This is a genomic window from Actinomycetospora cinnamomea (assembly GCF_003096675.1).
Taxonomy (GTDB): domain Bacteria; phylum Actinomycetota; class Actinomycetes; order Mycobacteriales; family Pseudonocardiaceae; genus Actinomycetospora; species Actinomycetospora cinnamomea.
Genome location: NZ_QEKW01000001.1, coordinates 322,617 through 336,511, shown reverse-complemented (window position 1 = coordinate 336,511; position 13,895 = coordinate 322,617). Strand labels below are relative to the sequence as shown.

General features: G+C 74.8%; 15 protein-coding genes. 11 read left to right on the top strand and 4 right to left on the bottom strand.

Annotated elements, in window-relative coordinates:
• The first annotated feature begins 9 nt into the window (after positions 1-9).
• The 6 genes from C8D89_RS01660 (at position 10) to C8D89_RS01635 (ending at position 5,000) form a co-directional block, all read left to right on the top strand.
• Positions 10-372: a DUF3054 domain-containing protein gene (locus C8D89_RS01660; protein WP_116706317.1), complete on the top strand. Its 363-nt coding sequence runs from the start codon at positions 10-12 to the stop codon at positions 370-372.
• 63 nt (positions 373-435) lie between these two features.
• The gene (gene map, locus C8D89_RS01655) at positions 436-1,293 is read left to right on the top strand and encodes a type I methionyl aminopeptidase (RefSeq protein ID WP_116706316.1); all 858 of its coding nucleotides are present in this window, start codon (positions 436-438) and stop codon (positions 1,291-1,293) included.
• A 22-nt stretch (positions 1,294-1,315) separates the two neighbouring features.
• Positions 1,316-2,326 carry a dihydrofolate reductase family protein gene (locus C8D89_RS01650; protein ID WP_116706315.1) on the top strand — a complete coding sequence of 337 codons (1,011 nt, stop codon included), beginning with the start codon at positions 1,316-1,318 and terminating at the stop codon, positions 2,324-2,326.
• Between the two features lie 7 nt (positions 2,327-2,333).
• The gene (locus tag C8D89_RS01645) at positions 2,334-2,813 is read left to right on the top strand and encodes a hypothetical protein (RefSeq protein WP_116706314.1); all 480 of its coding nucleotides are present in this window, start codon (positions 2,334-2,336) and stop codon (positions 2,811-2,813) included.
• Positions 2,814-2,856: 43 nt separating this feature from the next.
• The gene (locus C8D89_RS01640; RefSeq protein ID WP_116706313.1) at positions 2,857-3,432 is read left to right on the top strand and encodes a pyridoxamine 5'-phosphate oxidase family protein; all 576 of its coding nucleotides are present in this window, start codon (positions 2,857-2,859) and stop codon (positions 3,430-3,432) included.
• A gap of 11 nt (positions 3,433-3,443) precedes the next feature.
• The gene (locus C8D89_RS01635) at positions 3,444-5,000 is read left to right on the top strand and encodes a cobyric acid synthase (protein WP_116706849.1); all 1,557 of its coding nucleotides are present in this window, start codon (positions 3,444-3,446) and stop codon (positions 4,998-5,000) included.
• Here C8D89_RS01635 and C8D89_RS01630 read toward each other — a convergent pair.
• Both C8D89_RS01630 and C8D89_RS01625 read right to left on the bottom strand, forming a co-directional pair.
• Entirely contained in the window at positions 4,979-6,202 is a 1,224-nt protein-coding gene (locus C8D89_RS01630; RefSeq protein WP_116706312.1) for a saccharopine dehydrogenase family protein, read from the bottom strand. The genes C8D89_RS01635 and C8D89_RS01630 overlap by 22 nt on opposite strands.
• Before the next feature lie 81 nt (positions 6,203-6,283).
• Complete coding sequence (locus tag C8D89_RS01625) at positions 6,284-6,733, bottom strand: nitroreductase family deazaflavin-dependent oxidoreductase (protein WP_116706311.1); 450 nt, start codon at positions 6,731-6,733, stop codon at positions 6,284-6,286.
• Positions 6,734-6,828: 95 nt separating this feature from the next.
• Between C8D89_RS01625 and C8D89_RS01620 the strand changes: the two genes are divergently transcribed.
• Both C8D89_RS01620 and C8D89_RS01615 read left to right on the top strand, forming a co-directional pair.
• Positions 6,829-7,503, top strand: a complete 675-nt coding sequence (locus C8D89_RS01620) for a TetR/AcrR family transcriptional regulator (protein ID WP_116706310.1) — start codon at positions 6,829-6,831, stop codon at positions 7,501-7,503.
• Positions 7,504-7,565: 62 nt separating this feature from the next.
• Positions 7,566-7,850 (top strand): hypothetical protein, encoded by a 285-nt coding sequence (locus C8D89_RS01615; RefSeq protein WP_116706309.1) that lies wholly within the window; start codon positions 7,566-7,568, stop codon positions 7,848-7,850.
• A gap of 18 nt (positions 7,851-7,868) precedes the next feature.
• On the opposite strand, the gene C8D89_RS01610 is transcribed toward C8D89_RS01615, so the two are convergent.
• Positions 7,869-8,543, bottom strand: coding sequence for a TetR/AcrR family transcriptional regulator C-terminal domain-containing protein (locus C8D89_RS01610; RefSeq protein ID WP_116706308.1), 675 nt, complete (start codon positions 8,541-8,543; stop codon positions 7,869-7,871).
• A gap of 64 nt (positions 8,544-8,607) precedes the next feature.
• Between C8D89_RS01610 and C8D89_RS01605 the strand changes: the two genes are divergently transcribed.
• From C8D89_RS01605 to C8D89_RS01595, 3 genes are all read left to right on the top strand, one after another.
• Complete coding sequence (locus tag C8D89_RS01605) at positions 8,608-9,603, top strand: ATP-binding cassette domain-containing protein (protein ID WP_116706307.1); 996 nt, start codon at positions 8,608-8,610, stop codon at positions 9,601-9,603.
• Positions 9,604-9,613: 10 nt separating this feature from the next.
• Positions 9,614-10,474 (top strand): ABC transporter permease, encoded by an 861-nt coding sequence (locus C8D89_RS01600; RefSeq protein WP_116706306.1) that lies wholly within the window; start codon positions 9,614-9,616, stop codon positions 10,472-10,474.
• Between the two features lie 123 nt (positions 10,475-10,597).
• Positions 10,598-12,184, top strand: coding sequence for an alpha/beta hydrolase (locus tag C8D89_RS01595; RefSeq protein ID WP_116706305.1), 1,587 nt, complete (start codon positions 10,598-10,600; stop codon positions 12,182-12,184).
• 13 nt (positions 12,185-12,197) lie between these two features.
• On the opposite strand, the gene C8D89_RS01590 is transcribed toward C8D89_RS01595, so the two are convergent.
• Positions 12,198-13,583, bottom strand: coding sequence for a mycothione reductase (locus tag C8D89_RS01590; RefSeq protein ID WP_116706304.1), 1,386 nt, complete (start codon positions 13,581-13,583; stop codon positions 12,198-12,200).
• Positions 13,584-13,895 lie beyond the last annotated feature (312 nt).

The following is a 13,895-nucleotide window of genomic DNA, read 5'->3' as shown; positions in this document are numbered from 1 at the left end:
TGGGTTCTAGTGCGCCGGCCCGTCCTGCTGCTGGTCGACCTCGCCGCGGTGGTGGCGTTCGCCGTGATCGGGCGTGCGAGCCACGCCGAGGACCTCGCCGGCACGCTGCTCACCGCGGCGCCGTTCGCGGCCGGGGCCGCCGTCGGCACGCTCGTGGGCCGCTCCTGGCGCGATCCGCTGTCCTGGCGTTCGGGACTCCTCGTCTGGGGCGGCGCGGTGGTGGTCGGGCTGGTCCTGCGCGCGATGGTCACGGGACGGCTCCCGCTGTCGTTCGCGATCGTCGCGACCGTGGCCCTGGGCGTCCTGCTGCTGGGCTGGCGGGCCGTGGTCCGGCTCGCCCGCCACGCCGCGCGGACCCGCGTCACCCGCTGAGACGGCCCGGCATCCCGGTCGAGGCCGGCGGCACGCCGGGATCGGGACGCCTACGCTGGGGTCATGCCGGTCCGCGCCCCGCTGCGGCCCGGGCAGCAGACCCCGCTGCGCCCGGTGCCGCCGCACATCACCCGTCCCGAGTACGTCGGCAGGCCCGCGCCCGCCCGCAGCACCGAGCCCTGGGTGCAGACCCCCGAGGTGATCGAGGCGATGCGGGTGGCGAGCCGCATCGCCGCGCAGGCCCTGCAGGCCGGGGGCGAGGCGGTGAAGCCCGGGAGCACCACCGACGAGGTCGACCGCGTCGTCCACGAGTTCCTCGTCGACCACGACGCCTACCCGTCGACGCTGGGGTACCGCGGCTTCCCCAAGTCGTGCTGCACCTCGCTCAACGAGGTCATCTGCCACGGCATCCCCGACTCGACGATCATCGAGGACGGGGACATCGTCAACATCGACGTCACCGCCTACATCGGCGGCGTCCACGGCGACACCAACGCCACCTTCCTCGCCGGCGACGTCGACGAGGAGGACAGGCTGCTCGTCGAGCGCACCCACGAGGCGACGCTGCGCGCGATCCGGGCGGTGAAGCCGGGCCGCGAGCTCAATGTCGTCGGCCGCGTCATCGAGTCCTACGCCAACCGCTTCGGCTACGGCGTCGTCCGCGACTTCACCGGCCACGGCATCGGCCGCGCGTTCCACTCCGGCCTGGTCGTCGTGCACTACGACGACCCGTCGCGCCACGAGATGCTCGAGCCGGGCATGACGTTCACGATCGAGCCGATGATCACCCGCGGGACCGTCGACTACGACGTGTGGGACGACGGGTGGACGGTGACGACGAAGGACAAGTCGCACACCGCCCAGTTCGAGCACACCGTCCTCGTCACCGACACCGGCAGCGAGATCCTCACGCTGCCGTGAGGCTCTGCAGACGGCCACGCCGATGAAGCGCCCGCACGTGCTCGCGTCCGCGGCGGTGTCGATCGACGGCTTCCTCGACGACGACACCCCCGACCGGCTCGTGCTCTCCGGTCCCGCCGACCTCGACCGCGTCGACGCCGAGCGGGCGGGCGTCGACGCGATCCTCGTCGGGGCCGGCACCGTGCGCGCCGACGACCCGCGCCTGCTCGTGCGCTCCGAGCGCCGGCGCGCCGACCGCGTCGTCCGGGGCCTCGACCCGTCGCCGCTGCGTGTGGTGCTGTCGGCCGGCGCGCTGGATCCGCACGCCCGGGTGTTCACCGAGGGCCGCGAGCTGGCCGACACGGTGGTGCTGGGCGGCACGCCCGACGAGGTCCTCGCCCGGCTCGCCGACCAGGGCGTCGTGCGGCTCATGGTCGAGGGCGGCGCCGCGGTGCACCACGACTTCCTCGCCGCGGCCGTGGTCGACGAGATCCAGCTGGCGGTCGCGCCGCGGCTGGTCGGCGCCGGCCCGCGGTTCACCGGCGCCCCCGCCCACGCCCACCTCGTGGAGACCCGCCGCGTCGGCGCGGACGTCCTGCTGCGCTACCGCCTCGGTGACGCCGACGGCCGCTGGCTCGCCGAGGCCTGCACGCTCGCCGAGCGCTGCCCGCCCTCGCCGTCGGCGTTCTCGGTGGGCTGTGTGGTCGTCGGCGCCGACGGCACCGTGCTCGCGACGGGCTACAGCCGCCGCGATCACGTCCTCGACCACGCCGAGGAGGCGGCGCTGCGCGACGTCGACCCCGACGACCCGCGGCTGGCCGGCGCGACGATGTACACCTCGCTCGAGCCCTGCGGCCAGCGGGCCTCGCGGCCGGTGCCCTGCACGCAGCACATCCTCGACGCCGGCATCGGGCGGGTGGTGATGGCGTGGCGCGAGCCGCCCGTGTTCGTCGGCGCGCCCTCGGGGGTGGCGCGCCTGGCCGACGCGGGCGTCACGGTGGTCGAGCGCCCCGAGTTCACCGAGCTGGCCCGCCGCCCCAACCGGCACCGCTGAGGCGCCCGTGCGCTCGCTGCCGATCCTCCTGCCCGCCGCCCTGATCAACGCCCGCGCCTGCCCGCTGGCCTCGATCCGCCAGGTGCGCACGTGGCGGCTGCGCTTCGTCGAGCAGGTCCCCGACGACCTCGCGCGGCCGGCGGGGTGGTCCGACGTCGTCGAGGCCGGGGCGACGGCGCGGGACGACGGCGCCGGGCCCTCGTGGCCCACGGAGCTCGCCGGGGACGGGTTCCGCGCGCTGTGGGACGCGCCGCGCCCCGTCTCCGGGCCGGTGCGGCTGCGCGGGGAGCTGGTCGTCGACCCCCTCGACGGGCTGGCGACGACGGGTCGCATCCACCGCCTGCGCCTGGTCACGCAGACCGTGGGCGAGGACGGAGCGGGCGAGCGCGTCGTCGCCTGCTCCACCCGGGACCTCTCGGCCGTGCCGAAGGCCGTCGACGCCGGCGACCGCGGTGTGCTCGTCGACCTCGAGCTGGGCGTGACGTGACCGTCGGTGCGCCGGGGGGTGGCGGCGTGCGAGATTGCCGGGCGTGGCCAAGGTCTACGAGCGCATCGAGCCCCGGCTGGCCCGCTGGATCGAGCGGCAGCCCGTGTTCTTCGTGGGCACCGCGCCGCTGTCCGGCGACGGGCTGGTCAACGTCTCCCCGAAGGGCCTGCGGGGCACGTTCGCGGTGCTCGACGAGCACACCTTCGCCTACGTCGACATGAGCGCCAGCGGGGTCGAGACGATCGCCCACCTGCGCGAGAACGGGCGCGTGTGCGTCATGTTCTGCTCGTTCGACGGCACCCCGAACGTCGTGCGCCTCCACGGGCGCGGGCGGGTCGTGACCCATGGCGAGCCGGGCTTCTCCGAGGCGCTGGAGCCGTTCGTGATGGGCCTCGCCGCGCGGCGCACGGAGGCCCGCGGCGTCGTCACCGTCGACGTCACGCGGGTCGCGGACGCGTGCGGGTACGCGGTGCCACGGATGACGCTCGAGGGCGACCGCGAGCTGCTCGACTCCTGGGCCGAGCGCCACAGCCCCGAGTGGATGCGCGGCTACCGCGCCGAGAAGAACCAGCACTCCCTCGACGGCCTCCCGGGGCTCGCCGGGCTGCCGGAGTGGTGAACGGCCGAGTGGTGAGGGGCGCGCTGCTCGTCGCGGGCACGACGTCGGACGCGGGCAAGAGCGTCCTCGTCGCGGGGATCTGCCGCTGGCTGCACCGCCGCGGGGTCGACGTCGCGCCGTTCAAGGCCCAGAACATGTCGAACAACAGCGTGGTGTGCCTCGACGGCGGCGAGATCGGGCGGGCGCAGGCCCTGCAGGCCGCCGCGTGCGGGCTGGCGCCGAGCGTGCGGTTCAACCCGGTCCTGCTCAAGCCGGGCAGCGACCGTACCTCGCAGGTGGTGGTGCGCGGCGTCGTCGACGGGACGGTGTCGGCGGCGAGCTACCGCGAGCGCAAGGCCGCGCTGCACGAGGTCGTCGTCGAGACCCTCGTCGAGCTGCGCCGCGACCACGACGTGGTGATCTGCGAGGGCGCCGGCTCACCCGCGGAGATCAATCTGCGGGCCACCGACATCGCCAACATGGGCCTGGCGCGGGCCGCGGACCTGCCCGTGATCGTGGTCGGCGACATCGACCGCGGCGGGGTGCTGGCGCACCTCTTCGGCACCCTCGCCGTGCTCGAGCCCGCCGACCAGGCGCTGGTCGCGGGCTGGGTGGTCAACAAGTTCCGCGGTGACCCGGCCCTGCTCGCCCCGGGCCTCGACCAGCTCCGCGCGCTCACCAGCCGCCCCACCCTGGGCGTGCTGCCGTGGAGCCCGGAGCTGTGGCTCGACGCGGAGGACTCGCTGGGCCACGTCGCCGACGGTGTCGTCGGCCGGCCCGCGCCGCCGCGGGGGCGGGAGTGGCTGCGGGTCGCGGTGGTGCGCCTGCCGCGGGTGTCCAACGGCACGGACGTCGACGCGCTGAGCGCGGAGCCGGGCGTCGCGGTCCGCTGGGTGACCGACCCCTCGCGGCTCGCCGACGCCGACGTCGTCGTGCTCCCCGGCTCCAAGGCCACCGTGGCCGACCTGGCCTGGCTGCGCGCGCAGGGCCTCGCCGACGCGGTGCTCGCCCACGCCCGCGCCGGGCGCCCGGTGCTGGGCGTCTGCGGCGGGTACCAGATGCTCTCCCGACGCATCCACGACCCGCACGGGGTGGAGGCCGCGCCGGGGACGGTCGAGGGCCTCGGGCTGCTCGACGTCGAGGTGACCTTCGACGTCGCCAAGCACCTGGGCACGCCGACGGGCACCGCGCTGGGCGAGCCGGTGGCGTTCTACGAGATCCACCACGGCCGCGAGCTGCGCGACGGCGTCGGGCGACCGGGGCCCGCCCCGCTGGTGACGCTGGCCGACGGCGCGGCCGAGGGCGTCGACGCCGGCGCCGTGCTGGGCACCCACGCCCACGGCCTGCTCGAGAACGACACCTTCCGCCGGCGCTTGCTCACCCGCGCCGCCGCGGCCGCCGGGCGGGACTTCACGCCGGCGCCCGACACCTCCTACGCCGCCGTGCGGGGCGCCCAGCTCGACCTGCTCGGCGACCTCGTCGAGCGCCACCTCGACACCGCGGCCCTGGAGCAGCTGATCACCGACGGTGCACCCGCGGGGCTGCCGGCCATCCGGACGACGACCGGTCAGGCGCGGGCGACGTCGTAGACGTGGCCGGCGGTGCGCAGGCGCTCGACCAGCGCCGGACCCATGGCCGTGGCGGGCGTGAGTGAGCCCGCCCGGTCCGGCAGCCGGTCGCCGTCGAGGGCCAGGCACAGCGCGCTCTCGCCGAGCATGACGGCGGTGGCGGCGTAGCCGGGGTCGCCGGAGCCCGAGACGCGCGCGGTGTACCGGGCGCCGGTGGTGGTGGTCGCGTCGACGTCGTGGCGGAACCAGCCGTTCTCCCGCGTCTTCTCGCTCGGTCCCTCGCCGGGCTTGGGCAGGACGCGGTCGAGCACCTGGCGCACGCCCGGGGTGGACAGGCCCGCGAGCACCGCGCCGAGCCCGGCGGTGACCGCGCCCGCGGTGACGGCGCCGACGGGGCCGCTGCCGGTACCCATCACCTCGCCGTAGCGCAGGCCCTTGCCGTAGGCGTAGCCCGCGATCGCGTTCGACCGCCGCACGATGCGGGTGTTGTAGGACGCCATGACGAACGGCGCGACCCAGCGCCCGCCGACCTGGTGCGGGGCGGGGTTGTCGCTGGGCTGGCGGGTGTCGGGCTCCGCGTCGCGCTGCGGGCTCAGGCCGTAGGGATCGCGCATCAGCCGGAACACCGCGCGGTCGGCCCGCGCGCCGTCGGCGAGGCCCCGCATCGAGTCGATCGTGCCGCCCGACACCCCGCCGCGCATGCGGGCCACCGTGGTGACGTCGGTGAGCTCGCCCTCGCCGTCGGCCTGCACGCGGCTGTGCAGCAGCAGCACCGCGAGATCCGAGGGGATGGAGTCGTAGCCGCAGGAGTGCACGATGCGCGCGCCGCTGCCGCGGGCCGTCTCGTCGTAGCGGTCGATGGCCTCGCGGGCGAACTGCACCTCGCCGGTGAGGTCGGCGTAGTGGGTGCCGGCCTGCGCGCACGCCGCGACGACGGGCAGGCCGTACTTCGCGTAGGGGCCGACGGTGGTGGCGAGCGCGGTGGTCGACGCGGCCATGCGGGCGAGCGCGTCGTCGTCGGAGGTGTCGGCGATGATCAGCGGCCAGTCCCCGCCCGGCGCCGGCAGCCGGTCGCGGACCTTCTCCAGCCGCTCGCGCGACCGGCCCGCCAGCGCGATCCGCGTCCCGGCCGGAGCGTGCCGCGCGAGGTAGGCGGCGGTGAGCTCGCCGACGAAGCTCGTGGCGCCGAACAGGACCAGCTCGTGCTCGCGATCATCGGACATGTGGCGACGATAGCGGCGGCTCCGAGCCGCGGCAGGTTCGCGCCACGTGGGCGGAATCCACGGCCGTGCCGTGAGTTCCGCTCACACGGGGGTGATCGCGAAGACCGGGTGGCGGTCGGCGATGGCGGCGAGGTCGGCGTCGGAGGAGTCCGCGTCCACGCCGTCGAAGAACGCGCCGACCTCCCACGCCCATGCGCGCAGGTAGGCGCGCAGCACCGGGATCTTCTCGGCGTCCGGGAGCTCGGTCGCGCGGACGGTCTCGGTGCGCCGGCCGACGGTCAGCTCGGCCTCGCCCGCGGCGCGCAGGTTGCGCACCCACTGGGTGTGGCCGCGCGCGGCGACCAGGTAGCGACGCCCGTCGAGGCGCAGCGGGTTCACCGGCGTGGTGCGCAGCTCACCGCTGGTGCGTCCGCGTACCCCGAGCACCGCCGAGCCCGCGAGCGGCACACCGAGCCGCGTCAGGCCGGCGACCAGCGGGTTCATCACGTTGCGGGTGAGGCGGCCGGGGGCGCGGTAGTGAGCGGCGGCCATGGTGTCCTCCGTTTTGTGAGCACTGCTCTCGATATGAAGCAGTGTTCACGATGTGGGGGTCAGAGTCAAGAGCACTGCTCTCGCCGTGTGGCACCATGCGGAGCGTGCCGAACGGAGTCCGCGCCCGCGCCCGCGCCGAGACCACGCGCGCGATCCTCGACGAGGCGCGCCGCCAGCTCGCCGAGCACGGCGCGGCGGCGCTCTCGCTGCGGTCGGTGGCCCGCGAGGTCGGGATGGTGTCCTCGGCGGTCTACCGCTACGTCGCCAGCCGCGACGAGCTGCTGACGCGCCTCATCATCGAGGCCTACGACGCCGTGGGGGAGCGCGCCGAGGCCGCGCGCGACCCGGCGGCCCCGCCCCGCGAGCAGTGGCGGGCGGTCTGGCGGGCGGTGCGGACCTGGGCGCTCGAGCACCCCAGCGAGTACGCGCTGATCTACGGCTCGCCGGTGCCGGGCTACGCCGCGCCCGCCGAGACGATCCCCGCCGCGGGGCGGACCGCCCTCGTCCTGGTCGCGATCATCGCGGAGCACGGGACGCCACCCGACGACGACGGCGACGACGGTGACGCCGACGTGCTCGAGGACGACGTCCTGCCCGGTCTCCCGCCCGCGCTCGCGATCCCGGCGGTGGCTGCGTGGACCCAGCTCTTCGGCACGGTCGGCTTCGAGATCTTCGGCCAGTACCAGAACGTCGTGCGCGACCGCGAGGCCTTCCTCGACCGCGTCGCCGACGAGGCGGCGACGGCGGTCGGGCTTCCCGCGGAGGCCTGAGGCTTGACGGACGGCCCGGGGAGCCCGACGGTGGCGGCGGAGTCGTCGCGAGGGAGCCGGAGATGGCCGAGCAGGACCGTGGGCACGAGCCGTCGCTGCCCGAGACCGAGCGCCGGGAGCGCGCGACGGAGCGTTCGGCCGACGAGGACGCCGGCACCTCACTGGGCGCCGCCGAGCGGCGGGCCCGGGCGGCGGCCGAGGACGCCGACGCCGGGAGCCCCTCGCTGCCGGGCGCGGAGCACCGCGAGCGGCAGGCCGAGGAGCAGGCCGACGCCGAGCGGGCGGGCGGCGGCTCCCCGTCGCTCGCGGCCACCGAGCGCCGGACCCACCGGGCAGAGGGGGACTGACCGTCGCCCGTCAGCGGCTCAGCCCCACCGCGCCCGCAGCCCGCCGATCATGAGGTCGAGCCCGTGGCTCACCACTTCCTCGTGCCGCTCGCCCGTCGCCGCGCCGAGGTCGGCCGCGAGCGCGGCGAGGTGCGGGTGGGCGCCGGGGTCGTGGCCCCGTTCGTGGCTCCGTTCGTGGCCCCGCTCGTGGCCCCGCTCGTGGTCACAGTGGGGCGGGGGCGTCGCGGTGCGGGCCCGGTCCTGCTCGGCGTGGTACTCGACCGCCGAGCCGATGACGAAGTGGCCGATCGCCATGATCGTCCAGAACGCCTCCCGCGGGCTCAGGCCGGCCGCCACGAGTGTCGCGACCGTCGCCTCCACCACCGGCAGCGCGTCCTCGGTGGGCCGGTTGCCGGCGACGACGAGCGCGGCGTCGCGGTGGGTGACCAGCGCGCGGTACTGGGCCAGCGCGCGCTCGTGCAGCCACTCCCACCACGGCTGGCCCTCGGCGGGGCCGGGTGCGCGCCACTGGTCGGCGAGCAGGCGCTCGGCGACGTGGTCGAGCAGCGCGCGCTTGTCCGCGACGTGCCAGTACAGCGTCGGCGCGCTCACACCCAGCTCGCGGGCGAGGCGGCGCAGCGACAGGCCCTCCAGGCCCACCTCGCCCAGCAGGTCCACCGCGGCGTCGACGACGGCGTCGCGGGTGAGCGCCATGGGTCCTCCTTGCTCTCTCTAACAGTGTGAGAGTAGCGTCCCTAACGCTGTTAGAGGAGGGCTCATGGACAGTCCGGCGGTCGCGGTCCGCGGCCTCGTCAAGCGCTACGGCGACGTGGAGGCCGTGCGCGGGATCGACCTCGAGGTCGCGCGGGGGGAGACGTTCGGCTTCCTGGGTCCGAACGGCGCCGGGAAGTCGACCACGATCAACATCCTCTGCACGCTCGTCGAGCCGACCGCCGGCGAGGCACGCGTCGTCGGGCTCGACGCCGTCCGTGACCGCGCCGCGGTGCGCCGGCGCATCGGGCTCGTGTTCCAGGACCCCACGCTCGACGCCCCGATGTCCGGCGAGCAGAACCTGCGCTTCCACCAGGAGCTCTACGGCGTCGACCGCCGGCACGCGGCCGCTCGGCGGGAGGAGGTGCTGCGCACCGTCGGGCTGTGGGAGCGCCGCGCCGACCCCGTCGCGACCTACTCCGGCGGGATGCGGCGGCGCCTCGAGATCGCCCGCGGCCTGCTGCACTCCCCGCAGGTCCTCTTCCTCGACGAGCCGACGATCGGGCTCGACCCGCAGACCCGCAGCTCGATCTGGGCCTACCTGGCCGAGCTGCACCGCAGCGAGGAGATCACGGTCTTCGTCACCACCCACTACATGGACGAGGCCGAGCACTGCGACCGGATCGCGATCATGAACGAGGGGCGGATCGTCGCCCTCGACACCCCGGATGCGCTCAAGGCCCAGGTCGGGGCGGACCGCGTCGCGATCACCACCGATGACGACGAGGCGGCGCTACGGGCCCTGCGGACGGAGCTCGGGCTCGAGGGCGCGGTGCGCGAGGGCGCGGTGACGGTGAACGTGCCCGATGGCGCGGGCTTCGTGCCGCGGCTGTTCGACCGACTCGGCGGCCACGGGGTGGCCATCCGGTCGGTCACGGTCACCCGGCCCAGCCTCGACGACGTCTTCCTGGCCCACACCGGCACGACGATCCGCGACGCGGAGGCGGGCGCGGGGCCGAGCATGCACCCCATGGCGCTGCGATCGAGGACAGCACACCGATAGGGGGACGCTGATGACCACCACGTTGCGGACCGAGGCCGTCCGCGTCCCCGAGAGCGGCCTCACCACCGAGGCGCGTGCCGCCGCCGTGGTGTGGGAGCGCGAGATGATCCGGTTCGTCAAGGACCGGGCGCGCATCCTGTCGTCGCTGGCCCAACCATTGCTGTTCCTGTTCGTGCTCGGCAGCGGGCTGGGCTCGCTGCTCGGCGGGACCGCGGGCGGGGTGCGCTTCGAGACCTTCCTGTTCCCCGGCGTCATGGCGATCTCCGTGCTGTTCACCGCGGCGTTCGCCGGCATCTCGATCGTCTGGGACCGCGAGTTCGGCTTCCTGCGCGAGATGCTCGTCGCCCCGGTGTCGACGGCGTCGATCCTGGTCGGCAAGGCCCTCGGCGGCGCGACGGTGGCGACGCTGCAGTGCCTGGTGCTGCTCGCCCTCGCCGGGCTGGTCGGCGTGCCCTACGACCCGCTGATGCTGCTGACCATGATCGGCCTGATCTTCCTCATGGGCTTCATGATCACGGCGCTGGGCCTGGTGCTGGCCGCGCGGGTGCGTCAGGTGCAGTCGGCGATGCCGCTGGTCCAGCTGGTGATCACGCCGCTGATGTTCCTGTCCGGGGCGCTGTTCCCGCTCTCGGGCCTGCCGACCTGGCTCACCGTGCTCACCCACATCAACCCGATGACCTACGCCGTCGAGCCCCTGCGGTCGGTCGTCTTCGACCACCTCGACGTCGACGCCGCCACCCGCGCGCGCTTCGACCCGGGCATCGTCTGGGGCGGCTGGACGGTCCCGGTGGGCGTGCAGGTGCTGCTCACCGTGGCGTTCGCGCTCGCGCTGCTGGGTCTCGCCGTGGTGCGGTTCCGCCGCACCGAGTAGGGGTCGTGCCCCGCGGGCGTCCGCCGCGGTTCCCCGATCGGCCACCCAGCGAAGAAGAAGGCCGCAGAACGTAGCTGAGTTGTCGTAGACTGGCGCCATTGTCCCCCGATCGGGTGGTGCGCGATGACCGAAAGTGACGATCTTCGTCGTCATCAGCGTCCGGTCCGGTGGGTGGTGGCGGTGGCGTGCGTCGCGTTGGTGTCGGCGGCGTGCGTTCCGGCGACGCAGCAGGCGGGGGCGGCGCCGGCGAGCACCGCGCCGGCGGGTACGGCGCCTCCGGGCATCGCCTGGCGGGCCTGCGCGCCGCCGAACGACGACGATCCGGAGCTGCAGTGCGCCACGGTGTCGGTGCCGCTGGACTGGAGCCGGCCCGGCGGTCGGCGCATCGACCTCGCAGTCATCCGCCACCTCGCGAGCAGGCCGCAGGAGCGGATCGGGTCGATGCTGGTCAACCCGGGTGGGCCGGGCCAGAGCGGCGTCGAGCTGGTGGAGGGCGGGGGCTCAGACTTCGACCGGTGGGGCGGTGGCCGCTTCGACATCGTGGGCTGGGATCCCCGCGGTACGAACGCGAGCTCGCCGGTGGAGTGCTTCACCTCCGGTGCGGCCGCGGCGGAGTTCTGGGGCGGGGTCACCGTGCCGAGCACCGAGGCGGAGTCGGCGGCCTACCAGCAGCGGACCGTCGATCTCGCGCGCCGGTGCGGCGAGGTGAGCGGGGAGCTGCTCGACCACATCTCCACCGCGGACACCGCCCGCGACCTCGAGGCACTGCGGGTCGCGGTCGGCGACCGGGAGCTGACCTACGTCGGCCTGTCCTACGGGACCCTCATCGGCCAGACCTACGCGAACCTGTTCCCCGACCGGGTGCGGGCGATGATGCTCGACGGCCTCATGGACGCCGCCGCGGACACCACGAGCGCCGAGGCCCGGACCGTGGCGGGTGTCGCCCACACCGACGAGGTGTTCGCCGCGTTCCGCGCCGCGTGCCAGGCCGCGGGTCCCGCCCGCTGCGCGCTGGCGCGCCACCCCGAGACGGTCGACCAGCGCGTGGCCCGGCTCTTCGACGCGGCGCGCCGGGCGCCGATCCCCGCCCCGCACGCGGATCCGCCCGGCGAGCTCCACTACGGCGAGCTGCTGACCTCGACCTTCAACCCGATCCGGGTCCCCGAGCAGTACCCGCAGTTCGCGGCGGACCTCGACGCCGCCGCGGGCGGGGACGCCTCCGGCCTGGAGACCGCGGCACGGCAGATGGCGACGCCCGAGGCCTACGGCTCCGCCACCACGTCGTCGGCCATCTCCTGCCTCGACGGTCCCGCCCGACGGCCTTCCACCGACTGGCCCGCGGTGCTCCCGGAGTTCACCCGCAGCAGTACGCTGTGGGGGCCGGTGCTCGGATGGTGGCTGTGGGCGCCGTGCGCCTCCGGATGGCCGGTCCAGGGCGCTGATCGCTACTCCGGGCCGTGGGACGCCCGGACCGAGGCGCCGATCCTGCTGATCAACAACCGGCACGACCCCGCGACGGGGTACCGCAACGCCCAGGCCACCGAGCGCGCCCTGGGCAACGCCGTCCTGCTCACCTCGGAGGGGTACGGCCACCCGACCTACCAGGACCCCAGCGCGTGCGTCGACGCCGCGCGCGTGCGCTATCTCGTCGACCTCGCGACACCGCCGCCGGGGACCGTCTGCCAGCCCGACGACCCGCTGTTCCCCTGACCGCCGGACCGGCTCAGCCCGCCGCCAGCGGCAGGCCGAGCAGGGCGTTCTCGATGACCTCGGGCAACGCCGGGTGGATCCAGTACTGCTTCTCGGCCATGGTCCGGGCGTCGAGGCCGAAGGTGATGGCCTGGATCAGCGGCTGCACCAGCGTCGAGGCCTCGGGGCCCATGAGGTGGGCGCCGAGGAGGGTGCCGTCCGGACGGGCGATGACCTTGCAGACGCCGCTGGTGTCTTCCATCGCCCAGCCGAAGGCGACGTCGCCGTAGTTCTGCACCTTGGTGACGTAGGGGATGCCGCGGGCGCGGCAGTCCTGCTCGCGCAGCCCGATCGTCGCGATCTGCGGGTCGGTGAACACCGCCGCGGGAACGTGGGCGTTGTCCGTGCGCCGCGGGGCCTCGGGGTGGAGCAGGTTGTGCCGCACCACCGCCGCCTCGTGGTTGGCGACGTGCTTGAGCTGGTGGGCGGAGCTGATGTCGCCCAGCGCCCACACACCGGGCACCGAGGTGCGCTGCTGCTCGTCGACGGCGATCCGCCCGTCGGTGTGCAGCGCCAGGCCGCCGGCGGCCGCGTCGAGGGTGTCGCTGTTGGGGACGCGGCCGGTGGCGACGAGCAGGACGTCGGCCTCGACCGCGCCGTGGCGGGAGTGGGTGACGATCGTGCCGTCGGCCCGCTGCTCCGGCGGGGCGGAGGGCGCGGCCTCGAGCAGGACGTTCCAGCGCTGCCGGGCCAGGGCGGTGAACCGCGCGGAGATCTCCTCGTCCTGGTCGCGCAGCAGCGCCGGGCCGCGGGTGGCCATGGTGACCTCGGCGCCCAGCGCGGAGAACACGTGGGCGAACTCGGCCGCGATGTAGCCCCCGCCGATGATCGTCAGCCGCCGCGGGACCTCGTCGAGCCGCATCACGGTGTCCGAGGTGTGGTACGGCACCCCGCTGGTGGCGATGCTCTCGGGGACGTCGGGGCGCGCGCCCGCCGCGACGACGACGCGATCGCCGGTGATCGTCGTGGGAGCGCCCCCGTCGGTGGGCGCGACCTCGAGGGCCCGCTCGCCGGTGAAGCGCGCGTGGCCGAGGTAGACCGTCGTGTTGGCCTGCTCGTGCTGGCGGTAGCGCTGCCCGCCCGCGGCGATCGGGTCGATGCGCCCGAACACCCGGTCACGGATGTCGGCCCAGCGGACCTTGTCGATGCTCGCGTCCAGGCCGTAGGTGCTCGCGCGGCGGATCGTCTCGGCCACGTCGGCGGCGTAGACGTACATCTTCGTCGGGATGCACCCCACGTTGAGGCACGTCCCGCCGAACACGCCGTGCTCGACGATCGCCACGTCCATCTCCGCGTACCGCTCGTCCGGGATCGAGTTGCCCGAGCCGGTGCCGATGATGACGAGGTCGTGGTGGGGCACCCGTCCACGGTAGACGGCGCCCGTGGCGCCTGCGGGGCGTGGACGCCGACGGCGCCCTCCCGGGAGCTTCGCCGCCCGCCGCGACGAACGGTCCGGTCATCGACCACTCGTCGGCCGATCCGGACCGCTCACCGCCCCCGCACCACTCCATGGTGACGTTTGTCGACGAAAGTCGACCGCTCACCGTCGCTCGGCGGGGCGAACCTTCTCCTCCTCGCCTTGTCCGAGGTCCGGACGGCTGCTGTCGTCTCCCGCCGACGGCAGATGACCGCTGGGCCGAAAGGCCCTTCGGGAAGGGCGCCGAACGGTGGC

Bases quoted from the DNA above. Each gene is read 5' to 3' on its own strand.
- map (WP_116706316.1), top strand. From the start codon at position 436: ATGCCGGTCCGCGCCCCGCTGCGGCCCGGGCAGCAGACCCCGCTGCGC.
- C8D89_RS01650 (WP_116706315.1), top strand. From the start codon at position 1,316: ATGAAGCGCCCGCACGTGCTCGCGTCCGCGGCGGTGTCGATCGACGGC.
- C8D89_RS01630 (WP_116706312.1), bottom strand. From the start codon at position 6,202: ATGTCCGATGATCGCGAGCACGAGCTGGTCCTGTTCGGCGCCACGAGC.
- C8D89_RS01625 (WP_116706311.1), bottom strand. From the start codon at position 6,733: ATGGCCGCCGCTCACTACCGCGCCCCCGGCCGCCTCACCCGCAACGTG.
- C8D89_RS01620 (WP_116706310.1), top strand. From the start codon at position 6,829: ATGCGGAGCGTGCCGAACGGAGTCCGCGCCCGCGCCCGCGCCGAGACC.
- C8D89_RS01615 (WP_116706309.1), top strand. From the start codon at position 7,566: ATGGCCGAGCAGGACCGTGGGCACGAGCCGTCGCTGCCCGAGACCGAG.
- C8D89_RS01610 (WP_116706308.1), bottom strand. From the start codon at position 8,543: ATGGCGCTCACCCGCGACGCCGTCGTCGACGCCGCGGTGGACCTGCTG.
- C8D89_RS01605 (WP_116706307.1), top strand. From the start codon at position 8,608: ATGGACAGTCCGGCGGTCGCGGTCCGCGGCCTCGTCAAGCGCTACGGC.
- C8D89_RS01600 (WP_116706306.1), top strand. From the start codon at position 9,614: ATGACCACCACGTTGCGGACCGAGGCCGTCCGCGTCCCCGAGAGCGGC.
- C8D89_RS01595 (WP_116706305.1), top strand. From the start codon at position 10,598: ATGACCGAAAGTGACGATCTTCGTCGTCATCAGCGTCCGGTCCGGTGG.